The 23901-nt window shown below is 64.4% G+C and carries 19 protein-coding genes; 12 read left to right on the plus strand and 7 right to left on the minus strand.

Going from position 1 to position 23901, the window contains the following annotated elements; translation table 11 throughout:
• The 12 genes from SO180_RS14175 to SO180_RS14230 all read left to right on the plus strand — a co-directional run.
• Nucleotides 1-1136 (plus strand): ABC transporter substrate-binding protein (locus SO180_RS14175; protein ID WP_449379444.1); only part of this gene is annotated, 1136 nt, incomplete at its 5' end.
• Between the two features lie 100 nt (nt 1137-1236).
• Nucleotides 1237-2217, plus strand: coding sequence for an ABC transporter permease (locus SO180_RS14180; RefSeq protein ID WP_449379445.1), 981 nt, complete (start codon nt 1237-1239; stop codon nt 2215-2217).
• A gap of 1 nt (nt 2218) precedes the next feature.
• Nucleotides 2219-3190, plus strand: coding sequence for an ABC transporter permease (locus tag SO180_RS14185; protein ID WP_449379446.1), 972 nt, complete (start codon nt 2219-2221; stop codon nt 3188-3190).
• 13 nt (nt 3191-3203) lie between these two features.
• Nucleotides 3204-4190 (plus strand): ABC transporter ATP-binding protein, encoded by a 987-nt coding sequence (locus tag SO180_RS14190; protein WP_449379447.1) that lies wholly within the window; start codon nt 3204-3206, stop codon nt 4188-4190.
• On the plus strand, nt 4187-5176 hold the full coding sequence (locus SO180_RS14195) for an ABC transporter ATP-binding protein (protein ID WP_449379448.1): 990 nt from the start codon (nt 4187-4189) through the stop codon (nt 5174-5176). Before SO180_RS14190 ends, SO180_RS14195 begins: the two co-directional genes overlap by 4 nt.
• An 88-nt stretch (nt 5177-5264) precedes the next feature.
• Complete coding sequence (locus SO180_RS14200) at nt 5265-7070, plus strand: gamma-glutamyltransferase family protein (protein ID WP_449379449.1); 1806 nt, start codon at nt 5265-5267, stop codon at nt 7068-7070.
• Nucleotides 7071-7086: 16 nt separating this feature from the next.
• The gene (locus SO180_RS14205) at nt 7087-7797 is read left to right on the plus strand and encodes a DUF1028 domain-containing protein (protein WP_449379450.1); all 711 of its coding nucleotides are present in this window, start codon (nt 7087-7089) and stop codon (nt 7795-7797) included.
• Complete coding sequence (locus tag SO180_RS14210; RefSeq protein WP_449379451.1) at nt 7794-8783, plus strand: ABC transporter ATP-binding protein; 990 nt, start codon at nt 7794-7796, stop codon at nt 8781-8783. Before SO180_RS14205 ends, SO180_RS14210 begins: the two co-directional genes overlap by 4 nt.
• Nucleotides 8783-9889, plus strand: a complete 1107-nt coding sequence (locus SO180_RS14215; RefSeq protein WP_449379540.1) for an ABC transporter ATP-binding protein — start codon at nt 8783-8785, stop codon at nt 9887-9889. Before SO180_RS14210 ends, SO180_RS14215 begins: the two co-directional genes overlap by 1 nt.
• Nucleotides 9890-9935: 46 nt before the next feature.
• Entirely contained in the window at nt 9936-11444 is a 1509-nt protein-coding gene (locus SO180_RS14220; RefSeq protein WP_449379452.1) for an ABC transporter substrate-binding protein, read from the plus strand.
• Between the two features lie 10 nt (nt 11445-11454).
• The gene (locus SO180_RS14225) at nt 11455-12396 is read left to right on the plus strand and encodes an ABC transporter permease (protein ID WP_449379453.1); all 942 of its coding nucleotides are present in this window, start codon (nt 11455-11457) and stop codon (nt 12394-12396) included.
• A gap of 3 nt (nt 12397-12399) precedes the next feature.
• Nucleotides 12400-13287, plus strand: coding sequence for an ABC transporter permease (locus SO180_RS14230; RefSeq protein WP_449379454.1), 888 nt, complete (start codon nt 12400-12402; stop codon nt 13285-13287).
• A 118-nt stretch (nt 13288-13405) separates the two neighbouring features.
• Here SO180_RS14230 and cnbZ read toward each other — a convergent pair whose 3' ends face one another.
• The 7 genes from cnbZ to SO180_RS14265 form a co-directional block, all read right to left on the minus strand.
• Complete coding sequence (cnbZ, locus tag SO180_RS14235) at nt 13406-14149, minus strand: 2-amino-5-chloromuconate deaminase CnbZ (protein WP_449379455.1); 744 nt, start codon at nt 14147-14149, stop codon at nt 13406-13408.
• A 10-nt stretch (nt 14150-14159) separates the two neighbouring features.
• Nucleotides 14160-15413 (minus strand): adenylate/guanylate cyclase domain-containing protein, encoded by a 1254-nt coding sequence (locus SO180_RS14240; protein ID WP_449379456.1) that lies wholly within the window; start codon nt 15411-15413, stop codon nt 14160-14162.
• Nucleotides 15410-15799 (minus strand): response regulator, encoded by a 390-nt coding sequence (locus SO180_RS14245; RefSeq protein WP_449379457.1) that lies wholly within the window; start codon nt 15797-15799, stop codon nt 15410-15412. The genes SO180_RS14240 and SO180_RS14245 overlap by 4 nt, the downstream gene beginning before the upstream one ends.
• Nucleotides 15796-18396, minus strand: a complete 2601-nt coding sequence (locus SO180_RS14250; protein ID WP_449379458.1) for a sensor histidine kinase — start codon at nt 18394-18396, stop codon at nt 15796-15798. Before SO180_RS14250 ends, SO180_RS14245 begins: the two co-directional genes overlap by 4 nt.
• Nucleotides 18397-18450: 54 nt before the next feature.
• Entirely contained in the window at nt 18451-19431 is a 981-nt protein-coding gene (locus SO180_RS14255; protein WP_449379459.1) for an ABC transporter substrate-binding protein, read from the minus strand.
• Between the two features lie 112 nt (nt 19432-19543).
• Nucleotides 19544-22639 carry a MexW/MexI family multidrug efflux RND transporter permease subunit gene (locus tag SO180_RS14260; protein ID WP_449379460.1) on the minus strand — a complete coding sequence of 1032 codons (3096 nt, stop codon included), beginning with the start codon at nt 22637-22639 and terminating at the stop codon, nt 19544-19546.
• 71 nt (nt 22640-22710) lie between these two features.
• Complete coding sequence (locus SO180_RS14265) at nt 22711-23901, minus strand: efflux RND transporter periplasmic adaptor subunit (protein ID WP_449379461.1); 1191 nt, start codon at nt 23899-23901, stop codon at nt 22711-22713.

Genomic DNA, 23901 nt, shown 5'->3' on the forward strand with positions numbered 1-23901 from the left:
GGTACATCATGGACAAGAAATGGGCCGAGGCGAACAATGCGGTGGCACCGACGCCGGTCGCCGCCACGACCCCGAGCTACGCCTCGCTGCATGAGAACGGCACAGGCCCCTTCACGATCGAGAGCCATCAGCCCGGCGTAAAGACCGTTTTCAAGGCCAATCCGAACTACTGGAAGAAGCCGGAACATAATCTCAAGGAGATCGTGTTCACGCCGATCGCGTCGGACGCAACGCGCGTTGCGGCACTGTTGTCGGGTGAGGTCGACGTGATCGAACCGGTTCCGATCCAGGACATCCAGCGCGTCAATGCGAGCCCCAATGCGACGGTGCTGTCCGGGCCGGAACTGCGCACGATCTTCATCGGCATGGATGAGTCGCGCGATGAGCTGCTGTTCTCGAACGTCAAGGGCAAGAACCCGTTCAAGGACATCCGCGTCCGCGAGGCCTTCTACAAGGCGATCGACGTCGAGCTGATCAAGAATCGCGTCATGCGCGGGCTTTCGACCCCGTCCGCCCTGATGGTCGCCCCGGAGCTCTATCCCCTGTCGAAGGAGTTCACGCGGCCGAAATTCGATCTCGATGGCGCCAAGAAGCTCTTGACCGAGGCGGGCTATCCCGATGGCTTCGAGGTCACGATGGACTGCCCGAACGACCGCTACGTCAATGACGCCGCGATCTGTCAGGCCGTGGTCGGCATGCTTGCCCGCATCGGTGTCAAGGTGAGCCTGCTGGCGCAGCCCAAGGCGCAGTATTTCGCCAAGGTGCTGAAGCCCGGCGGCTACAAGACCTCCTTCTTCATGCTGGGCTGGACGCCGGCCACGATGGACTCCCAGAACGTGCTGCACGACATCATGGGCTGTCGCGACGATCCGAAGGATCCCAACCGCGGCGAAGCCAATCTCGGCGGCTACTGCAACAAGCAGGTCGACGCACTCACGGACCAGATTCTGGTCGAGCCTGACATGAACAAGCGCAATCAACTGATCAAACAGGCCTTCGAGATCGCCAACAAGGACTACGCCTATATCCCGCTGCATCAGCAGGCGTTGGCCTGGGGCGTATCGAAGAAGGTGAAACTGGTTCAGCGCGCGGACAACCAGGTCCTGCTCTACTGGGCCACCAAGCAGGAAGAGTAAGTGTCGACGAGTTGTGAAGTCCCGGAAGCCTCGGCTTCCGGGACTTGCCGTTTAGGGTTACGCAATGATGCGCACCGCTGAAGAGACGTGAAGGTATCAGATGCTCGCTTTCACGCTTCGCAGGGCAATCCAGGCCGTCGGTGTCATGATCGCCGTAGGCATCATTGCGTTCTCGATGTTCCGCTTCGCCGGCGATCCCGTGAACCAGATGGTGTCGATCGACACCTCGGGCGCCGAGCGCGCCGCGATCCGCCAGTCGCTCGGCCTCGATGATCCCGTGATCGTTCAGTTCGGCCGCTATGTCGCCAATGCAGCGCAGTTCAAATTCGGCATCTCCTACCAGTTCCGCCTTCCGGTCACGAATCTGTTGATGGAGCGGATGCCGGCGACGCTCGAGCTCGCGATCTGCGCCACCATCTTCGCGATGGTAGGCGGCATACTGATGGGCGTCTATTCGGCGCTCCGCCGCGACACCTGGCTCGCGCATGCATTCCAGGCGATCTCGCTGATCGGCATCTCGCTGCCGACTTTCCTGATCGGCGTCCTGCTGATCTATCTGTTCTCGGTGACGCTTGGCTGGCTGCCCTCGTTCGGCCGCGGCGACGTCGTTCATATCGGCTGGTGGACGACGGGGCTTCTCACGCTCTCCGGATTGAAGGCGCTGATCATGCCCTCGATCACGCTTGGCCTGTTCCAGATGACGCTGATCATGCGCCTGGTGCGCGCCGAGATGCTGGAGGTGATGCGCACCGACTATATCCGCTTCGCCCGCGCCCGCGGCCTCACGACACGCGCGATCCATTTCGGCCACGCGTTGCGGAACACGCTGGTTCCTGTGATCACGGTGGCCGGCCTGCAATTTGGCTCGGTAATTGCATTTGCGATCATCACCGAGACGGTATTCCAGTGGCCGGGAATGGGCTTGTTGTTCGTCCAGGCCGTTCAGAATGTCGATATCCCGATCATGGCAGCGTATTTGATGATGGTGTCCCTGATCTTCGTCACCATCAATCTCGTCGTCGACATCCTCTACACCATCGTCGATCCGCGCTTGCGCTCGACGGTCAGCCGGGCACACTGAGATGAGCGAGGCCGTCGTCCAGCACAAAACGGAAGAGCCCCTCGCGCGCAGTGCGGCCCATTCCGGCTGGTTCAAGCGCGCCGTTGAGAGCGACCTGTTCTATTCCTTCCGCCGCTCCAGGATCACCATGATCGCGGCTGCGATCACGCTGCTGTTCTTCCTGCTCGCCATCTTCGCCTCATTGCTGGCCGTGCAGAATCCGTTTGATCCGGCGCAGCTCCAGCTCCTGAATTCGCGCATCTCGCCACTCTGGACCGCCGACGGCCAGAGCCCGTTCCTGCTCGGCACCGACGAGCAGGGCCGCGACGTGCTCTCCGCGATCCTCTACGGGCTGCGGATCTCTCTCGTCGTCGGCGTGCTCGGTGTCGTCTTGTCCGGTGCGCTCGGCATTCTGCTCGGCTTGACCGCGGGCTATTTCGGCGGCGCCGTCGACGGCCTGATCATGCGCGTCGCCGACGTGCAGCTCTCCTTCCCCGCGATCCTGATCGCGCTTCTCGTCAACGGCATCGCCAAATCGGTGCTCGGCAACAAGCTCGACGAGATGAGCATGCTGGGTGTGCTGGTGCTCGCGATCGGCCTGAGCTTCTGGGTGCAATATGCCCGCACGGTGCGCGGCTCGGTGATGGTCGAGAAGAACAAGGATTACGTTGCCGCAGCGCAACTGATCGGCCTCCCCGCCCCCGTGATCATGCTGCGCCATGTGCTGCCGAACACGATGGGGCCGATCCTTGTCATCGCCACCATCAACCTGGCGCTGGCGATCATCACCGAGGCGACGCTGTCGTTCCTCGGCTCGGGCATGCCCGAGACCATGCCCTCGCTCGGCACGCTGATCCGCATCGGCAACAACTATCTGTTCGCCGGCGAATGGTGGATCGTCGCCTTCCCCGGCCTCGCGCTCGCGGCGCTGATCCTCTCCATCAACCTGCTCGGCGACTGGCTGCGCGACGCACTCAATCCCAAGCTCAGGTGAGTCCACCTCGTTCATGACCGACACAGTTCTCTCCGTGCGTAACCTTCAGGTGGAGTTCGCCTCCCGTCGCGGCACGCTGCGCGCGATCGACGACGTCTCCTTTGATATCGCCAAGGGCGAGGTGCTGGGCGTGGTCGGCGAGTCCGGCGCGGGCAAGTCGGTCACCGGGCTCGCCGTGATTGGCCTGATCGATCCGCCCGGCCGCATCGCCGGCGGCGAGATCCTTCTCGCCGGCACGCGCATCGACAACCTGCCGCCGGAGGAAATGCGCCGCGTCCGAGGCAAGCGGATCGGCATGATCTTCCAGGATCCGCTGACCTCGCTGAACCCGCTCTACAAGATCGGCGACCAGATCGTGGAGACGATCCGCACGCATCTGAACCTGTCCGAGCAGGCTGCGCGCCGCCGCGCCATCGATCTCCTCGCCGAGGTCGGCATCCCCGCGCCGGAGAAGCGCATCGACGGCTATCCCCACGAATTCTCCGGTGGCATGCGCCAGCGCGTGGTGATTGCGCTCGCGATCTGCGCCGAGCCGGAGCTGATCATCGCGGACGAGCCGACCACCGCGCTCGACGTCTCCGTGCAGGCGCAGATCATCTCGCTGATCAAGCGGCTCGGACGCGACCACGGCACCGCCGTGATGCTGGTAACCCACGACATGGGCGTGATCGCAGAGACCTCCGACCGCGTCGCGGTGATGTATGCCGGCCGCGTCGCCGAGATCGGCCCGGTGCAGGATGTCGTGAAGAATCCGCTGCACCCCTACGCCAAGGGTCTGATGGGCGCGATCCCGACGCTCGCCGGCGAAGACAAGCGCCTGGTGCAGATCCCCGGCTCCATGCCGCGTCTGTCGGCGATCCCGCGCGGCTGTTCGTTCAATCCGCGCTGCGCCTTTGCGTTCGACCGCTGCCGGGTCGAGCGGCCCGAGCCGCTTGCCCAGGGCGCGCAATCGGTCGCGTGCCATCTCTATGACAACGTCCCCGCGGAGAGCGCAGCATGAGCGCATCCTTCGTCCAGGCCAGGAACTTGCGCCGCGTCTTCGACGTCTCGAAGCCATGGTTGAACCGGGTGATCGAAGGCGGCCATCTCGAATATCTCAAGGCCGTCGACGGCGTCACCTTCGACATCAACAAGGGTGAGACTTTTGCGCTGGTCGGAGAATCCGGCTCGGGCAAGACGACGGTCGCACGGATGGTCGTCGGGCTGTTGCCGCCGAGTTCGGGCCAGGTCCTGATCGACGGCGTCTCGATGACCGATCCGAAGCAGGCGCCGGCGCGTCGCCGCTTGCGCCGCCGCATCCAGATGATCTTCCAGGATCCTTATGCGAGTCTCAATCCGCGTTTCCGGGTCGACGCCATCATCGCCGAGCCGATCCGCGCCTTCGACCTGATCCAGGGCGAGCGCGACATCCAGGCCCGCGTCGGTGAATTGTTGAGCCTGGTGGGGCTGCATCCCGACGACCGGCTGAAATACCCGCATGAGTTCTCCGGCGGCCAGCGCCAGCGCATCGCGATCGCGCGCGTGCTGGCGTCCGACGCCGAGTTCATCGTCTGCGACGAGCCGACCTCGGCGCTCGACGTGTCCGTGCAGGCGCAGATCCTCAACCTGATGCGCGACCTCCAGGACAAGTTCGGCCTCACCTACATGTTCATCAGCCACAATCTTGCAGTCGTTCGCCACATGGCGAGCCGCGTCGGCGTGATGTATCTCGGCCGCATCGTCGAAATCGCCGAAGGCCGTGAGCTGTTCGCGCGCCCGCGCATGCCCTACACCAAGATGCTGCTCGGCGCGGTGCCGGATCTGGCGATGTCCGGCCGCCAGCGTATTCCGGTCAAGGGCGAGATCCCGAATCCGATCAATCCGCCGCCGGGCTGCGCCTTCAATCCGCGCTGCCCTCTCGCCTTCGATCTCTGCCGCAAGAAGACGCCGCAACTGATCGACGGCGTCGCCTGCCACGCCGTCAACACCGCGCCGGTACCGGCGTGACGCGCGCGTGCCATGCTGCCCGCGCAATTGGCAGCGGGTCGTGCCTGTGATCAATTGTGGCCGCAGCAAACAAGAAAAGTGACCCCCCATGGCCAGCAATGTCAATCCCGATCCCTTCACGACGCGGCCCGAGATCGAAGGCACGTTCGGGGTCGTCGCCACCACGCACTGGATCGCGACCGCCGTCGGCATGGCCATCCTCGAAAAAGGCGGCAACGCGTTTGACGCCGGCGTCGCGACCGCCTTCACGCTTCAGGTGGTCGAGCCGCATCTCAACGGCCCCGGCGGGGACGTGCCCATCATCGTGTATGACGTCAAGCGCGGCCGCACCGAGGTGATCTGCGGCCAGGGACCGGCACCGGCGCGCGCCACCATTGCCCACTACAAGAGCGAAGGCCTGGATATGGTGCCCGGCACTGGCCTCCTTGCGGCCTGCGTCCCCGGCACCTTCGAATCGTGGATGCTGCTGCTCCGCGACTACGGCACGATGCGTGTGCGCGACGTGCTTGAGCCCGCGATCTCCTACGCACGCGACGGTTATCCGCTGGTCGAGCGCGCCTGCGCCACGATCAAGACCGTCGAGCAACTGTTCCGCAAGCACTGGCCGACGTCGGCCGCTGTCTATCTTCCGAACGGCGAGGTGCCGAAGCCCGGCACACTCTTCACCAATAAGACTCTCGCGGCGACCTACGCCCGCATTCTCAGCGAAGCCGAAAGCGGCGGCGGTGGCCGCGATGCCGAGATCGAGCGCGCGCGAAACGCCTGGTCGAAAGGCTTTGTCGCGGAGGCCATCGACAGGTTCTGCCGGACGCAGGAGGTGATGGACGTCAGCGGCGCGCCGCATCGTGGCGTTCTCTCGGCCGACGACATGGCGCGCTGGCAACCGACGATCGAGGCGCCGCTGACCTACGACTACGGCCGCTACACCGTCTGCAAGGCCGGCGTCTGGAGTCAGGGTCCGGTCACGCTCCAACAGCTTGCGCTGCTCAAAGGCTTTGCCCTCGACGGGCTCGATCCGACGGGCCCCGAGTTCATCCATGTCCAGATCGAATGCGCCAAGCTCGCTTTCGCTGACCGCGAAAAGTTCTACGGCGATCCCAAGTTCAACGAGATCCCGATCACAACGCTGTTGTCGGATGCCTATAACGACGAGCGCCGCAAGCTCGTCACCGAAAAAGCCTCGCTCGACTTCCGGCCCGGCTCGGTCGAAGGCTTTGGCGGGGTCGTCAAGCTGCGCCGCGCCGAAGGCCAACGCGAGGCGGTCGGCGCGCTCGGCGCCGGCGAGCCCACCGTCGGCAGGTTCGGCGAGGTACGCGGCGACACCGTGCATTTCGACATCATCGACAAGGCCGGCAACGTAGTGTCCTCGACGCCGTCGGGCGGCTGGCTACAATCCTCGCCGGTCATTCCGGAGCTCGGCTTCTGTCTGGGAAGCCGCGCCCAGATGTTCTGGCTGGAGGAAGGTCACCCCGCCTCGCTCGCGCCGGGCAAGCGTCCGCGCACCACGCTGTCGCCGACCATGGCGCTGCGTGACGGCGAGCCGTATCTCGCCTGGGGATCCCCGGGCGGTGACCAGCAGGATCAGTGGATCACGCAGTTCTTCTTGCGGCATGTCCATTGCAACCTCAATCTCCAGGAGGCGATCGACGCGCCGGCATGGCATTCGGAGCATTTCCCGATCTCGTTCTGGCCACGCACCGCGCGACCCGGCGTGCTCGTCGTGGAGAACCGCGTGCCGAAGGCGACGATCGAGAATTTGCGCGAGCGCGGGCATATCGTGGAGGTCGGTCCCGACTGGTCCGAAGGCCGCCTTACCGCCGCATCGCGCGTCGGGGGGCGCCGACGCGCCGCGGCGAATCCACGGGGTATGCAGGGATACGCGGCAGGGCGCTGACCGAGACGAGCACAACATGACCTGGTCGATCATCGCGCGAGATCCTGCCACCGGCCAGTTCGGCATCGCGGTTGCGACGCGCTTCTTCGCCGTCGGCGCGCGCGTCCCCTTCATCGCCGCTGGCCTCGGCGCCATCGCGACGCAGGCTTTCGTCAATCCCTATTATGGCATCGACGGCGTCAAGCTGTTGCGCGAAGGTCTGAATGCGCATGACGTACTCGCGGCGCTGCTCGCGACCGATGATGGCCGTGAAAGCCGCCAAGTCCACATCATGGATGCCAGCGGTGAAGTCGCGGCGCACACCGGCCGCGACTGCATCGACTGGTGCGGACACACGGCGGGAAACGGCTTCTCCATTGCCGGCAACATGCTCGCCGGCCCCGACGTCCTCAGCGAGACGGCAAAGACCTACATCGCCAATGACAGCCTGCCCTTCCCGCGCCGCCTGCTGGCGGCGATGCGGGCCGGAGAAGCCGCCGGCGGCGACAAGCGCGGCAAGCAGTCTGCTGCCTTGCTCATCCATGGCGAGGAGGAATGGTCCGCGCTCGACCTGCGCGTCGACGATCATCTCGATCCGCTTGCCGAACTGGCACGGCTTGAGCAGGTCAGCAACGAACTCTGGGTGCATTTCCGCGCCTCGCTGCCGACGCGCCGGAACCCGGCCGGGATCACCGACCGCGCCGTGGTCGATGCCCGCACCGCAGCGGCCCGCACGACAGAGCAATGAGCGCGGCGCCCCTCATCAAGATCGAGAACCTGCGCGTCCGCTTCCACGGCGACGATGGTCGCATCACCCACGCGGTGGACAGCGTCGATCTCAGCGTCGCCAATGGAGCGACGCTCGGCCTCGTCGGCGAATCCGGTTGCGGCAAGAGCGTGACGTCGCTTGCGATCATGGGACTGTTGCCGAGGCAAACCAGCGAGGTCACCGGCTACATCCGCTTCGATGGCGTTGATCTCCTGCAAAGCTCCGACAAGAGCCTGCGCGACCTGCGCGGCAATCGGCTCGCGATGATCTTCCAGGAACCGATGACCTCGCTCAATCCGAGCTTCACCATCGGCGACCAGATCATCGAGACGATTTTGCGCCACCGCGGCGGCTCGAGGAAGAACGCCCGCGAGCGGGCGATCGAGCTGCTCCGCCGCGTCCACATTCCCTCCCCCGAACGGCGCATCGACGAATACCCGCATAAGCTCTCCGGCGGCATGCGCCAGCGCGTGATGATCGCAATGGCGCTTGCCTGCGACCCGCGCCTTTTGATCGCCGACGAGCCGACCACGGCGCTCGACGTCACCTTGCAGGCTCAGATCCTGGAACTGATGCGCGAATTGAAGGCGGCGAGCGGCGCTGCCATCATCCTGATCACCCATGATCTCGGCGTCGTCGCCGAAGTCTGCGACGAGGTCGCCGTGATGTATGCCGGCGAGATCGTCGAGCGCGCGCCAGTGGACGAGCTGTTCGCCTCGCCGCAGCATCCCTATACCGTCGGCCTGCTCGGCTCGATCCCGCGCCTCGACCACCGCGCCGAGCAGCTTGCAACGATCGAAGGCATGGTGCCGAACATGGCACATCCGCCGGCCGCCTGCCGCTTTGCTGCAAGGTGCCCGTTCATGCTGGAGGCCTGCACGAAAGCGCCGCCGCCGCTTGCCGAAGTGAGCGCCGGCCATCTCTCGCGCTGCATCCGCGCGCCGCTCGAGCAGTTGGTGTCGTGATGGCGCTGCTCGAGGTCGAAAATCTGGTCAAGCATTTCGTTGCCGAGCGCTCGCTGCTCGGCAGGCCCAAGTCCCTGGTCAAGGCCGTCGACGGAGTCAGCTTTGCACTCGAAGCAGGCAAGACGCTGGCGCTGGTCGGCGAATCCGGCTGCGGCAAGTCGACGGTCAGCCGGCTGGTGCTGCGGCTGATCGAGCCGGATGCCGGTAGCGTTCGCTTCGAAGGTCGCGATCTGCTCGCGCTCAACGCCGATGCGCTGCGCGCCTTTCGCCGAAAGGCGCAGATCATCTTTCAGGATCCTTACGCCTCGCTCAACCCGCGCATGACGGTCAGCCAGATCCTGACCGAGCCGCTCGCGCTGCATAATCTCGTCCCGCCATCGCGCCGGCGCGAGCGCGTTGCGGAACTTTTGCAGCTCGTCGGACTGGAATCGCGGCTGGCTCGCCGCTATCCGCATGAATTCTCCGGCGGCCAGCGCCAGCGTATCGCGATTGCGCGGGCGCTCGCGGTCGAGCCCAGGCTGATCATCTGTGACGAGCCGGTCTCGGCGCTCGATGTCTCCATCCGCTCTCAGATCCTGAATCTGCTGCGGGAGCTCCAGGATCGGCTCGGCCTCGCCTACATCTTCGTCTCGCACGATCTTGCCGTGGTGAAGCATATCGCCGACCGTGTTGCCGTGATGAACCTTGGCCACATCGTCGAGACGGCCGACGCCGACGCGCTGTTCGCCGCGCCGCGCCATCCCTATAGCCGCGCACTTCTGTCCGCGATTCCTCTGCCGCAACCGCACGCAAAGCGAAGCACCATCCTGCTCAAGGGCGAGATGCCGAGCGCGCTCGCCCCGCCGGCAGGGTGCCGCTTCCACACCCGCTGCCCGTTCGTGGTCGACCGCTGCCGCAGCGAGGCACCGCAACTTTTGGCTGACAGCAGCGGCCATGCCACTGCATGTCACCGCGTCGCCGAGCTGCCCCCGGCCGATGCCATCCTGCCCGCCCCGCACGCTTTGTCGCCGGCGCTCGCGAAATTGGTTGCCGCCTTCAGCCGAAAGACGGAAGGCGCTGGCCCCTCCGGGGTTGGTATACAAGATGCACCGGCAACACCGAGATAGCCGCCAGTCATGTCAGATGAGTCTTGATAGCCTTGGGGATGATGCAATGAAGATGTTCCGCCTCGCGGCCACCGCCGCCGCATTGCTGGTGTCACTCGGCGCCGCGCAGGCCCAGACCACGCTGCGCATCGGGCTTGCCGAGGACCCCGATATCCTCGATCCGACCATGGCGCGCACCTATGTCGGCCGCATCGTGTTCTCCGCATTCTGCGACAAGCTGTTCGACATCGACGAGAAGCTGAACATCGTGCCGCAGCTCGCGCTGTCGAGCGAGACCGCCGACGACGGCAAGGCGCTCGTCATCAAGCTCCGCCCCGGCGTGAAATTCCACGATGGCGAGCCGTTCGACGCGGAAGCCGCAAAGTTCTCCCTCGAGCGACACCTCACCTTCCCCGGCTCGTTCCGCAAGCCCGAGCTCGCCTCGGTCGACCATGTCGAGGTGGTCGATCCCCTCACCATCAGACTGGTGCTGAAGGCGCCATTCTCGCCGCTGCTCGCGCAGCTCACCGACCGCGCCGGCATGATGGTCTCGCCGAAGGCAGCCAAAGCCGAAGGCGACAAGTTCGGCCTGCATCCGGTCTGCGCCGGTCCCTACAAATTCGTCGAGCGCGTGCAGCAGGACCGCATCGTGTTCGAGAAATTCGCCGACTATTGGAACAAGGACAATGTCTTCATCGACCGCGTCGTGTTCCAGCCAATCGTCGATTCCACGGTGCGGCTTGCCAATTTGAAATCCGGCGGGCTCGACCTGATCGAGCGCGTACTCGCGACCGATCTGAAGGACGTGCGGGCCGACTCGCGGCTGAAGGTCGCGACCGCGATCGAGCTCGGCTATCAGGGCGTCACGCTCAACATCGGCAAGGACAAGGCCAAGGGGCCGCTCAGCCAGTCCGCCAAGGTGCGCCAGGCGCTCGATCTTGCCATCGACCGGGACGCCATCAATCAGGTCGTTTTCAACGGCGAGTTTCAGGTCGGCAACCAATGGGTCAATCCCGACCATCCCTTTTATCAGAAGGCCGTTCCGGTCCGCGCCCGCAACGTGGAGAAGGCCAAGGCGCTGCTGAAGGAAGCCGGCGTGACGCCGCCTGTCAGCGTCGATTTCCTGGTGCCGAAAGGCGCGGAAACCGAAACGCCGGCGCAGGTGATCCAGTCGATGGCGGCGGAAGCCGGGTTCGACATGAAGATCCGTGTCACTGAGTTTGCGACCGGACTCAAGCAGGCCGAGGCCGGCGATTACCAGGCCTTCGTGCTCGCCTGGAGCGGCCGCGTCGATCCCGACGGCAACTCCTACATCTTCCTGCACAGCGACGCGCCGCAAAATTACGGCGCGTGGAATAATGCGCAGGCCGACAAGGCGCTCGAGGAGGCCCGGCTCGTCAGCGATCCCGACAAGCGCAAGGCGATCTATGAGACTCTGGCGAAGCTGGTTCAGGAGGAGGAGCCGATCCTCTATCTCTACCACCGCCGCATCATCATCGCCCACACGACCAGGCTGGAAGGTTACAAGCAGATGCCGGACGGCCTCGTGCGCGTCATCGGCCTCAAGCTGAAGTGACGTCCCGGGGATGCTGAACTTCCTCGCCCGCCGTCTTGCGCAGATCATACCGACGCTGTTCTTCGTGTCGGTGCTGATCTTCTCGCTCCAGCAGCTCCTGCCGGGTGATCCGGCGCTGGTGATGGCCGGCGAAGAGCGGGATCCCGCCGTGATCGCGCAGATCCGCCAGCAATACCGGCTCGATCAGCCGATCCCCGTGCAATACGCCTATTGGGTCAGGGGCGTTCTGACCGGCGACTTCGGGGAGTCCCTGCGCAACAAGATGCCGGTGCGCGCGCTGATCGCGCAGAAGCTGCCCGTGACGTTGCAGCTCGCGTCGATGGCAATTCTGATCGCGTTCCTGATCGGGATCCCCGCAGGCATCGTCTCGGCGGTCAAGAAAGGCACGGCCTGGGACTACGGCGCCAACCTGTTTGCGCTGTGGGGCATCTCGACGCCGAACTTCTGGCTCGGCATCATGCTGATCTTCCTGTTCTCGATCGAGCTCGGCTGGCTGCCGGCCTCCGGCTATATACCGCTGACGGAGGACTGGCGCGCGAGCCTTGCCGCCACGATCATGCCAGCCTTCGTGCTCGGCAATGCCATCGCCGCGATCCTGATGCGGCATACGCGCAGCGCCATGCTCCAGGTGCTGGAGAGCGACTATGTCCGCACCGCGCGCGCCAAAGGCCTCCTGGAGCGGACCGTCATCCTCAAGCACGCCATGCGCAATGCGCTGACGCCGGTGATCACGCTCGGTGCGCTCGAGCTCGGCACACTCTTGTCGGGCGCGGTGCTGACCGAGCAGATCTTTTCCATTCCCGGCTTCGGCAAGCTGATCGTAGACGCCGTGTTCAACCGCGACTACGCAGTCGTGCAGGGCGTGGTGCTGGTCACCGCGACGATCTACATCACGCTCAACCTGATCGCCGACATCGCCTATATCCTCGTCAACCCGCGGCTGAGGGGCTAGGTCATGACCGACGCCGTTCTCTCAGCCCATCCCGTCACTGATACGAGCGAGCTCGACAGCCCCGCACGGCGCGCCCGGCGGCGCCTGTTCAAGCGCAAGGCGGCGGTCATGGGGCTCGTCGTGATGACGACGTTCATCCTGCTGGCCCTGCTGGCGCCGCTGATCGTTCCCTACGATCCCGTCGCCACGAGCTGGAGCCTGGTGCGAAAAGCCCCCACCGCGCTGCATTGGTTCGGCACCGACGAGCTCGGCCGCGACATATTGAGCCGGGTCATCTACGGTGCGCGCGCCTCGCTGCTCGCCGGCGCCATCTCGGTCGCGATTGCGCTTGGCATCGGCGTACCGCTCGGCCTGCTCGCCGGCTACCGCGGCGGCTTCACCGACGCGCTGATCAGCCGGATCACCGATGCGATGCTCGCATGCCCGTTCCTGATCCTGGCTATCGCGCTCGCGGCGTTCCTGGGCCCGAGCCTCGGCAACGCCATGATCGCAATCGGCATCTCGGCCACCCCAGTATTCATCCGCCTGACCCGCGGCCAGGTGTTGAGCGTCAAGGCCGAGGACTATGTCGAGGCGGCGCGCGCGCTCGGCAACCCGTCCTGGCGGATCGCATTCGCTCACATCCTGCCGAACATCCTGCCGGCGCTGCTGGTGCAGGCCACGCTGTCGATCGCCGCGGCGATCATCGCGGAAGCCGCTCTGTCGTTTCTCGGCCTCGGCCAGCAGCCGCCGGCTCCGTCCTGGGGCAGCATGCTCAACGCGGCGCAGCGCTTCCTGACGCAGGCGCCGTGGATGGCGATCTGGCCTGGCCTTGCGATCTTCCTGGTGGTGCTATCCCTGAACCTGCTCGGCGACGGCCTGCGCGACGCGCTCGATCCGCGCCAGCGCTGAGGCGTTCCTCATGGTGAGGAGCGCGCTCTTGCGCGCGTCTCGAACCATGAGGCCCCGCTCTCGCCCCGGGGCCATCCTTCGAGACGCGGCCTGACGGCCGCTCCTCAGGATGAGGATTTCAGATCACGACTTCGCGCACCACGCGCCGGCAATCCATCTCGAATTCGAGATCGACCACCGGCGGCCGCGCGAAATGCCAGGTGAGGCCGGAGCGCAAGGCGCCGCGACGCACCAGCTCGTCGGCCAGCGCGTGGTGGAAATCGCGGATCGAATAGGCCTGCACGGCGGTCGTCTCCTTCCAGCCGAAGCCGAATGCCGCAAGGCGGCTTTCCATCTGCGCGGCGGTGAAGCGGACCTTCTCCGTGATGCCCTCCGGGCTGAGGTCCCGGTAGCGCACGCTGCGCTCGACATAGCTGCCGCTCCCCTCGCGCGCCTCGGCACCGCCGGCGATCACGAAGGTCGGTGTGCTCGATCGCGTCGGCCGCGTGAAGGAGAACGCATGGAAGGAAGGTTCAGTGGGTGGGTCGATCTCGGGACAGACATTGCTGCGTGCCACCGGATTGGTGGTGCCATCGAAGATGCCCCACTCGGACAGCGTCTTGACGTAGTGCAGATTGAAGTTGCGGAAGCCTTCTTCCGTGAACGCGGCCGGCGAGCGCAGCTCGCAGGCGCAGAACGCGGTCAGCGGACGCCCGGCCTCCCGGATCAACTTGGCGGCCAGGGCAAATCCTTCCGCGAGCGGCGCCAGGCGATCCAAGCGAACCCGCTCGATCTCGTAGCCGGGATCGGCGGCGGCACCCGCCGAATACTGGAACACGGACGGAATGAAACGATAGTTGCCGGCAGAGAATTCGCGGGTCATTTTCGAATCCCTATTCCAATTGCATGCGGACGCCCTTGGCGCCGTTGAGCAGGCGCTTGAGGTGGAAGCCGGCCAGCGCATCGTCGGCGTGCATGCCGACCAGCGCGGCGAAGGCTGGCATGGCCGCGACGTCGCCCGCCTCAAGCTTGGCAAAGGCTTCGGAGTATTGCGTCGTCAGAGGTGTTTCGAATCTCGCCGGCGGAAGCGGCTCGAAGGCCCGGAGCGGCTCGCTGCGGCCGCGCAACATGAGGTCGCCTACCGGGCGGCCCCGAAAATTCGCGGCCTCCTTGGCGATGGTGGCGCTGACGCAGATGCGCGTGCCCAGGTACTTGTTGGCGGCTTCCAGCCGTGCCGCCGTGTTGATAGTGTCGCCATAGGCAGTGTAGTCGAAGAAACGGCTGCCGCCGAAATTACCGACCAGCGCGGGCCCGGCATGGACGCCGATGCGTGTCGTGCCGAAATTGACGCCCTTGTCCTTCCAGCGCAGGCGGAAGTCCTCGGCCCATATATCGAGATCGTGGGCGCAGGCGACCGCGCGTGTCGCAAAATCGGGTTGATCCCCGGGGGCATTGAACAGCACTTGAATGGCGTCGCCGATGATCTTCGCAACGGTGCCTTCGTGCTGGAACACGATGTCGGTCATGCCGCCGACATAGGCGTTGAGGAGCCCGCCCAGCGTTTCCGGCGCAGCACTCTCGACCAGCGTCGTGAAACCGGTGATGTCGGTGAAAATGGTCGCCACGTCGCGCCACTGCACCTCCATGCCGTCGCTCTCGCCGCTCGCCGCGGCCAGACGCTTGGCGATCTCGGGCGAGAAGTAGCGCGACAGCGAGGCATGGGCACGCTCGGCTTCCGCCTGCCGGCGCCGCGCCTCGCGCAGCGTCTCGACGTGGCGGATGGTCTTCTGGATCGTCATCTCCAGATCCGCAAAATCAATCGGCTTGGTCAGGAAGTCGAAGGCGCCGCGATTCATCGCGGTCCGGATGTTGCTCATGTCGCCATAGGCAGAGACGATGATCGTCGACTTCTTGTCCTCGGCCTCCTGGAGCTTCTGGAGCAGCGACAGCCCGTCCATCCGCGGCATGTTGATGTCTGATACCACCAGGTCGACATGAGGATGCAGCTCGATCGATTGCAGCGCCTCGATGCCGTCATGGGCAAACATGAAGCTGACAAGCCCCTCGCGAATCTGCCTACGAAACTTCTGGAGGACCAGCGCCTCCAGATCGGGCTCATCATCGACAACGAGAATCGTGGATGTCATGCCGCTTGCTCGAGCCTGGTGTCGATCTCCTGCCGCAGCAGCGCAAAGTCGATCGGCTTGGTCAGAAGCCCGACCGCGCCGCGCTCGATCGCCTTCCGCCGTGTTTCCGCATCGCCGTAGGCCGTGATCATGATCACGGGCACATCCGGACGTGCCGCGCGCACCTTCGGCAACATCTCGAGCCCGCTCATGCCGGGCATATTGATGTCGGAAAGGATCAGGATCAGCGAGGCGTCGCGCACCGCGACGGCGCGTTCGATCGCCACCGGCGCGGACGATGCGAACTCCATCTGGAAACGGCCGGCGCGCAGGTCGCGCCGGAAATGTTGACGAAACAGCGCCTCAACGTCGGGCTCGTCGTCGACGACAAGGATATAGACGTTCAATTCCTGCCTCCGGTATGGCCTTCTGCCAGCATGCGCGGCAGCGTAATGATGAATTCGGTGAAAGCACCCGGCTCAGTGTTTACGTCGACTGTGCCGCCATGCTGTTTCACCACGATGTCGTGACTCATGGACAGGCCAAGCCCGGTTCCCTCGCCGGCCGGCTTGGTGGTGAAGAACGGATTGAACATTTTCTCCTTCACCTCGGGCGGGATGCCGGTGCCGTTGTCGCGGATCCTGATTTCGACCTTGTTGCCGAGATTCCTGGTTGAGGCGCTCAGCGTCGGCTCGAAACCGTCGCCCACCTGCTCCTTCCGTTTGGTCGCGGCATAGAAGCCGTTCGAGATCAGGTTGAGGAAGACGCGGGTGATCTCCTGCGGATAGATGTCGAGCATGCCGGCGGCCGGGTCGAGGTCGCGCTTGAGCGTGATGTTGAAACCCGGCTTTTCGGCACGCGCGCCGTGATAGGCAAGATTGAGGCTCTCCTCGACGAGCGCGTTGATGTCTGCCGCCCGCCGCTCGCCCGAGCCTTCGCGCGAATGCAGCAGCATGTTCTTGACGATGGAATCGGCGCGCTTGCCGTGCTGTACTACTTTCTCGAGGTTACCCTTGAGCATGTAGGTGAGCTCGGCGACCTCCTCCTTGGTCTTGTCGTCGAGGCCTACCGATTGCATGACCTCGTTGAGTTCGTCGATCAACTCCGTCGACACCGAGGAGAAATTGTTGACGAAGTTGAGCGGGTTCTTGATCTCGTGGGCGATGCCGGCGGTGAGCTGCCCCAGCGAAGCCAGCTTTTCGGTCTGGATCAGGCGGTCCTGCGCGGTGCGCAGCTCGTCGAGGGATTGCGAGAGCTCATTGGTGCGCTCACGAAGCTGCTTGAGCAGTCGAGCGTTCTCGATCGCAATGACCGCCTGATTGGCAAAATTCTCCACCAACGCGATCTGCTTGTCGGTGAACGCGCGAACCTCCCGGCGAAAGATCGTGATCACGCCGACCAGCTCGCTCTCCCGCAACAGCGGCACCATGAGCGTCGTGCGCGCACCCCCGACATCGGCGAGCAAGACCGCCATCTCGGATCCGGCACGATAGGCAGGGCCTTCGCGAACGTCGAGGACCTGGGCTACCTGATGCGTCCTGACAACCTGGGCAAGGCCGCTCTCGGGATGTGGAGCAATCGTGCCATCGTGCCGCCGCGTGGCTGCAAATTCCGGGGGAAGATTGTAGTCCGATACCAGACTGTATCGCTCTCCGTCCCAGAGATCCATGACGCCAAAGCTTGCGCCGCAGACCCGCGTTGCATTCTGCAACATCTTGTTGAAGACCGGCTGCAGTTCGCCGGCGGACGAACTGATCGTCTCCAGAACCTCCGAGGTTGCCGTCTGCTGCTGGAGGGATTCACTCAGCTCCGCCGTGCGCTGCTCGACCTTGTTCTCCAGGTCCGCATAGGACTCCTGCAAGCGCGCGCCCATGTCGTTGAACTGGTTGGCGAGCCCTTCCAGCTCGTCGCCGGTCTTGATCGAGATACGCTGCGAGAAGTCGCCACCGCCGATGCGCTCGGCGCCGGTGCGCAGGGCCTGGATCGGGCCGACCATGCGCCGCGCCAGGAAAATCCCTGCGAGCACCGCGAAGATGGATGCTGCGAGCAGCACGATGGCGAGACGTTGCAGGGAGGCATAGAGCGAGGCATAGGCCTCCTCGACCGGAAGCTCCACGAACATGGTCCAGCCCAGCGGCGCGATCGGCGCGGACGCGGTCAGCACCTTCTGTCCCTGGAGATTGGTCGCCTCCTGCAACGAGTCGGGCATGGTCCCGCCACCGGTCTGCGCGGCGCGCACCTGCTCGAGCCTGGACATGTCGGTGTTGCGCAACACCAGGCTGATGTCTGGATGTGCGATCAGCCGGCCCTGCGAGCCAACCACATAGGCATGCCCGTGCTCGCCGACCTTGATCTGCGAGACGACGTCCCAGATCAGCTTGAGATTGACTTCCGCGATGCTGACGCCGGCGTCCTTGCGCGTGCCGGCGAGCGCCAGCGTCATGTAGGGCTCGGATTCTCTCCGGAAATAGACCGGCCCGTAATAGACCTTGTGCGCAACGGCTTCGGTGAATTTCGCGTCATTGGAAAGATCGATCCCGCTATCGACGACGTCCATCGCCAGGCGCGAGACACGCAAGCGCTCCTTGCCGGTCGAATCCACCTGGGCGAGTTCGGTGATGGCCGGAACCTGGCGCAGCAGCCGCAGCGCATCGAAGCGGCGCTGCTCGATCGAGCCGGCCGACCACGGCAGTTGCGTGGTCCAGCCAAGCTGGCTCTCGATCTCCTTGACGAACTGGCTGATCTTGGCGGCGGCCGCCTCGGCCTGCTCGCGCTGAACGCGGATCAGCGCGGCCTTGTGCTCACGATAATAGAAGAACACCTCGAAGAGACCGTTGGCGAGCAGCGCAACCGCCACCACAGCCACGAACAGCCCGACATATTTGGTGAACAGCCGGGTCCGGATCCCGGGCCGCGCGCCGTCACCGGAAGCAACATCGCCCGCCGCTGCGCTACCAGGCAGCGACCGGCCCTGCGGCGTGTCGGGATGGAGGGAAATGCTCATCCCGCCAAACCTAGCAAGAAGGCCCGGGCTTGTCTCTTGCCGCAGCGCACAAGGTTACTCGATGACTTCGTCTGCGAGGGCCAGCAAGGTGGGCGGAATCTCGAGTCCAGTCGCCTTCGCCGTCTTCAGGTTGAGCACCAGGGGATAGCGGGTCGGCTGCTCGAACGGCAAATCGCCGGGGTTCGCTCCATTGAAAATGCGAGCGACCAGTGCTGCCGCCCGCTCGAAACATTCCGACACGTCCGGTCCGTAGGACATCAGCCCGCCGTCGCGGGCGAAATCATCATTTTCGTAGATCGCCGGCAGCTTCCGGACGGCGGCGAACTCGAACACCCGCTTTCGGTTGAGAATGGTGAGCGCATCCGCCACCATCAGGATGCCGTCCGGCAAATCGCCTGACATCACCGAGAAGGCCTCGTCGAAATCGTCGGGCTCGCGGACGCCGAGGGCCTGCACGGTCAGCCCAAGCGCCTGGGCGGCCTTCGCCGATGCCTGATAGCGCATGGTCATGCCGAGGTCGTCCTTGTTCCAGAGCATGGCGACCTTGGTCAGTTTCGGCGACATCTCCTTCAACAACGCCAGCCGCTTGGCACTGAGCGTCGCCGCGACGTCCGAAATGCCGGTGATGTTGCCGCCGGGATGGGCAAGGCTTTCAATGAGCCGGGTCTCGACGGGATCGCCGATGCCGCTTGCCGCGACAATGGGCATGCCCGCCGCCTTGGCGGCTATGGCCGTCGGGTAGCCTATGATGACAATGGCATCGACGCTCCTGGACTTCAGCTCCGCGATCAGCGAGGGGAGCTTGGCAACATCGCCTGCCGCGCCGCGGGGCTCGAGACTGAGATTCTGACCGAGGTTGAAGCCACGCTCGCCGAGCACCTTGATCAGGATCTTGCCGCCCGGTCTCGTCTCCGAAATGGGCACGATCGGTGTCAGCGTGCCGAGACGGTAGGTTTTGCTGCCCTGTGCCGCGACCGAACCCGGACACAACAGCGAAATGCAGCCAAGCCCTCCCAGGAATTCGCGCCGCCTCATCATGCCTTCCCTGCCCTGGTGCAACCTTTGCGCGGCAGAAGTCTAGCAGGGACAAGAAAAAAGCGGCAATGGCGATGTGCCATTGCCGCTCTTCACCTTGGATTGAACGGCCTCAGGTCGGCCGCAGCGCGCTGGAGTCCATATCCAGCGCCTCGATCTGCTTGTTCCGCTCGGATTCGGTCTTGGCGCGGTGGTCGGTCGCGAGCACCACGTAGACTGCCGGCAGCACGAACAGCGTGAACAGCGTGCCGATCGACATGCCGGCCACGACCACGAGGCCGATCGAGAAGCGACTGGCGGCACCCGCGCCGCTCGCGGTCAGCAGCGGGATCAGGCCGGTGACCATCGCGGCCGTCGTCATCAGGATCGGCCGCAGACGGATGCGAGCCGACATCTCGATCGCCGAACGGCGATCGAGCCGTTCGTTGACCTGGAGCTCGTTGGCGAACTCCACCATCAGGATGCCGTGCTTGGTGATCAGGCCGACGAGTGTCAGCAGGCCGACCTGGGTGTAGATGTTCATCGTCGCCGCACCGAAGAACAGCGGGATCAGCGCACCGACGATCGCCATCGGCACCGAGATCATGATGACCAGCGGATCGCGCAGGCTCTCGAACTGCGCCGCCAGCACCAGGAAGATGATGATCAGCGCGAAAGCAAAGGTGATTGCGAGCTGATTGCCTTCCTGCACGTATTGCCTGCTGTCGGCGAGATAGTCGTGGCTGAAGCCTTGCGGCAGCTTCTTGGCCTCGCCTTCGAGGAAGTCGACCGCCGCACCGACGGTGACGCCTGGCATCGGCACGGCCGAGAAGGTCGCCGAGTTCAGCTGATTATAGTGCGTCAGCGAGTTCGGCTCGGTCGAGGTCTCGAGCGACAGGACGGTGGACAGCGGAACCTGCTGGCCGGTGTTGGTCGTGACGTAGTAACCGTCGAGCGCCTCCGGCGAGAGCCGCTTCTCCCGCGGAACCTGCGGGATCACCTGGTAGGAGCGCCCCTCCAGGTTGAAGCGGTTGATGTAGTTGCCGCCGAGCAGCACGGCCAGCGCACTACCGACGTTCTGCATGTTGATGCCGAGGTCCTGCGCCTTGGTACGATCGATCCTCACCTTCACCGTCGGCTGGTTGAAGGCGAGATCGCTATCGGAGACGATGAACATGCCGCTCTTGCGCGCAGCATCCTTCAGCTTCTCCATCTGCTCATAGACGGTCTGGAAGCCCGCGGTCGAGTTGATCACCATCTGCACCGGCAGGCCGCCCGGGCCGCCCGGGAGCGGCGGCAGGTTGAAGGCGAACGCCTGCACGCCCTCGATCTTGGAGAGCTCGGCCTGCACCAGCGGCTTAAGCTTGATCGACGAACGCTGACGCTCGTCCCAGGGCTTGAGCAGCATGCCGGCGATGCCGCCCTGAGGGCCGTTGATGCCGTTCAGCACGAAGCGCAAGTCGGTCTCGGGGAAGCTTTGAAATTTCTTGTCGAGCTTTTCGCCATAGAAATCGAGATAGTCGATATTGGCGTATTTCGGCGCCTTGGTCACCGCGAACACGATGCCCTGGTCTTCTTCCGGCGCCAGCTCCTTCGAGGTGTGCATATAGAGGAAGCCGACGAGGCCGAGGATCGTCAGCGCGAACAGGCCGGTCACCGCCTTGTAGTCGAGCGAGCGGTCGAGCCTGCGGCCGTACCAGCGCGTCACGGCGCCGAACACCTTGTTGACGAGCTTGGCGAAACGGCCCTCTTCGGTGTTCTTGAGCAGCACCGAGCACATCATCGGCGACAGCGTCAGCGCGATGACGCCCGACACGATCACCGACCCCGCCAGCGTGAACGCGAATTCGCGGAACAGCGAGCCGGTGAGGCCGCCGAGGAAGCCGATCGGCGCGTACACGGCTGCAAGCGTGATGGTCATCGAGATGACGGGGCCGACGATTTCGCGCGCGCCTTGCAGGGCCGCCTGCACCGGTGACTTGCCCTCCTCCAGATGGCGGTGGATGTTCTCCACCACCACGATGGCGTCGTCGACCACGAGACCGATCGCGAGCACCATCGCGAGCAGCGTCAGCAGGTTGAAGCTGAAGCCGAATGCGAGCATCAGCGTACAGACGCCGATCATCGACAGGGGGATGGTGACGACGGGAATGATCACCGAGCGGAATGAGGCCAGGAACAGGAAGATCACCACGATGACGATGATCACGGCCTCGCCCAGCGTCTTCTCGACCTCGTCGATCGACGACTGGATGAACTTGGTCGAGTCGTAGGCGACCTTCATCTTCATCGACGGCGGCAGATTGCGCTCGAGCTCGGGGAACAGCGCGCGCACGCCCTTCACCAGCGTCAGCGGGTTGCCTTGCGGGGTGGCCTGCACGCCGATGAAGATCGCGTGCTCGCCATTGAAGGCGACGCTCGCATCCGTGCTCTGGGCAGCAAGCTCGACGGTTGCGATGTCCTCCATCCGGACGAAGCCGCCGTCCTTGGCCTTGACGATCATCTTCCTGAACTGGTTGACGTCGGTCAGGCCCGTGTTCGTCGAGATGTTCGAGACGATCAGATAGCCCTTGGTCTGGCCAGCCGCCGACTGGAAGTTGTTGGCGGTGATCGCGGCCGCGACATCGCCGGGCGACACGTTGCGGCCGGCCATCTTCACTGGATCAAGCCACAGCCGCATCGCAAAGGTCTGGCCGCCCAGAATGTCGGCCGACGCCACGCCGTCGACGGTCGACAGCACCGGCTGCACCACGCGCGTCAGATAGTCCGAGATCGCAGAGCCCGACAGCTCCTCCGAGGAGAAGCCGAGATACATGACGGCCGTGGTCTGGCCGGTCGTCTTGGTAACGATCGGGTCGTTCGATTCCTTCGGGATCAGATATTTGACCGAGTTCACCTTGGCGAGCACCTCGGTGAGCGCCTGGTTCGGATCGAAGTTCAGCTTGATGTAGATCTGGATCGTCGAGGTGCCCTGCACCGAGGACGAGGTGATGTAGTCGACACCCTCGGCCGAGGCGACCGCCTGCTCGATCGGCGTCGTGATGAAGCCCTGGATCAGGTCAGCGGACGCGCCCGGGTACACCGTCGTGACGTTGACGACCGTGTTCGACAGTTTCGGATATTGCCGGATCGGCAGCACCATCGCCGCGCGCAAGCCGATCAGCAGGATCAGCAGGCTGACGACGACCGACAGGACCGGTCGCTTGATGAAGATATCGGTAAAGGCCATCGCGGCGATCTCGAATTCGTTTGCTTGAGTGGCGTGATCCGGCGTCAGGCCGGATCACGCGAGCGCGTCAATCAGTAGCGCGGCGGCTGCGCAGGAACGGCCGGTGCCGGATCGGACGAAATCGCCACCGGCGCACCCGATTGCAGCTTGAGCTGGCCGACGGCGACGACCTTGTCGCCCGGCTTCAGGCCCTTCAGGATCTCGACGCGGCCTTCGACCCGGTTGCCGGTCTGCACGAAGGTGCGCACCGCATTCAGGCTGGTCTTGCCGTCATCCTCCTTCTTCTCGGTGATGACGAACACGGAGTCGCCATAGAGCGTGTAGTCGACCGATGTCTCCGGAACGGTGATCACCGGCGGCTTGTCCGGCAGCACCACGGTGGTGGTCACGAACATGCCTGGCTTGAGGATCTTGCCCGGGTTCGCGATCGTCGCCTGCACGCGGATGTTGCGGGTGTCGCTCGCGATTTGCGGTTCGATGGTGGTGATCTTGCCCTCGAAGACGCGGCCCGGATAGGCATCAACCTTCAGCCGCACGGCCTGGCCGACCTTGAGATTGCCTGAGTCCTTCTCCGTCACCGTGAAGTTGGCCCACAGCACCGACAGATCCGTCAGCGACACGATCGCCGTGCCCGCGGTGAGATACTGGCCGACCTCGACCTTGCGCACGCCGAGATCGCCGGAGAACGGCGCCCGCACCAGCTTCTGCGAGATCAGCGCTTCCGTCTTGGCTATGCCTGCCATCGCCTGATCGTAGGAGGCTTGCGCCTGGTCGACGGTCGCCTGCGGACTGAACTGGCGCGCGGCGAGCTGCTTGGCACGATCGAGCGAGAGTTGCGCGACGGTCGCCTGCGCCTTGAAGTTGGCGAGATCGCCCTGCTCCGGCGCGTCGAACAGCTGCACCAGTGGCGTGCCTTCCTCGACATGCGCGCCCGGCTCGAACTTGATCTCCGTGACACGGCCGTTGACGTCGGCGGTGACATTGACCTGATGCACGGCGGCGAGCTCGCCGACCGCGGTCAACAGATTCGGCACCACCTCGTTCTTCGCCTCGGCCGCGCTGACGCTCACCGGCGGCGGCTTGTTGTTGGCGAAGAACTGCTTGATCATCTGGCCACGGAACGAATTGAACCAGACCAGCCCGCCGACGAGTGCGCCGAGCAGCAAACCGACAATGATGAACCAGCGCACCGGCTTCACCGGGCGCTTGGGCGCCTTGTCGATCGGTTCGCCCGATATCTTGTGTTCAGCCACGATGTTCAT

It is taken from the genome of Bradyrhizobium sp. UFLA05-112 (assembly GCF_053572325.1).

Bases quoted from the DNA above. Each gene is read 5' to 3' on its own strand.
- SO180_RS14190 (WP_449379447.1), top strand. From the start codon at position 3,204: ATGACCGACACAGTTCTCTCCGTGCGTAACCTTCAGGTGGAGTTCGCC.
- SO180_RS14255 (WP_449379459.1), bottom strand. From the start codon at position 19,431: ATGAGGCGGCGCGAATTCCTGGGAGGGCTTGGCTGCATTTCGCTGTTG.
- SO180_RS14215 (WP_449379540.1), top strand. From the start codon at position 8,783: ATGGCGCTGCTCGAGGTCGAAAATCTGGTCAAGCATTTCGTTGCCGAG.
- SO180_RS14240 (WP_449379456.1), bottom strand. From the start codon at position 15,413: ATGACATCCACGATTCTCGTTGTCGATGATGAGCCCGATCTGGAGGCG.
- SO180_RS14225 (WP_449379453.1), top strand. From the start codon at position 11,455: ATGCTGAACTTCCTCGCCCGCCGTCTTGCGCAGATCATACCGACGCTG.
- SO180_RS14220 (WP_449379452.1), top strand. From the start codon at position 9,936: ATGAAGATGTTCCGCCTCGCGGCCACCGCCGCCGCATTGCTGGTGTCA.
- SO180_RS14210 (WP_449379451.1), top strand. From the start codon at position 7,794: ATGAGCGCGGCGCCCCTCATCAAGATCGAGAACCTGCGCGTCCGCTTC.
- SO180_RS14265 (WP_449379461.1), bottom strand. From the start codon at position 23,901: ATGAACATCGTGGCTGAACACAAGATATCGGGCGAACCGATCGACAAG.
- SO180_RS14250 (WP_449379458.1), bottom strand. From the start codon at position 18,396: ATGAGCATTTCCCTCCATCCCGACACGCCGCAGGGCCGGTCGCTGCCT.
- SO180_RS14260 (WP_449379460.1), bottom strand. From the start codon at position 22,639: ATGGCCTTTACCGATATCTTCATCAAGCGACCGGTCCTGTCGGTCGTC.
- SO180_RS14200 (WP_449379449.1), top strand. From the start codon at position 5,265: ATGGCCAGCAATGTCAATCCCGATCCCTTCACGACGCGGCCCGAGATC.
- SO180_RS14195 (WP_449379448.1), top strand. From the start codon at position 4,187: ATGAGCGCATCCTTCGTCCAGGCCAGGAACTTGCGCCGCGTCTTCGAC.
- SO180_RS14185 (WP_449379446.1), top strand. From the start codon at position 2,219: ATGAGCGAGGCCGTCGTCCAGCACAAAACGGAAGAGCCCCTCGCGCGC.
- SO180_RS14205 (WP_449379450.1), top strand. From the start codon at position 7,087: ATGACCTGGTCGATCATCGCGCGAGATCCTGCCACCGGCCAGTTCGGC.
- SO180_RS14180 (WP_449379445.1), top strand. From the start codon at position 1,237: ATGCTCGCTTTCACGCTTCGCAGGGCAATCCAGGCCGTCGGTGTCATG.
- cnbZ (WP_449379455.1), bottom strand. From the start codon at position 14,149: ATGACCCGCGAATTCTCTGCCGGCAACTATCGTTTCATTCCGTCCGTG.
- SO180_RS14230 (WP_449379454.1), top strand. From the start codon at position 12,400: ATGACCGACGCCGTTCTCTCAGCCCATCCCGTCACTGATACGAGCGAG.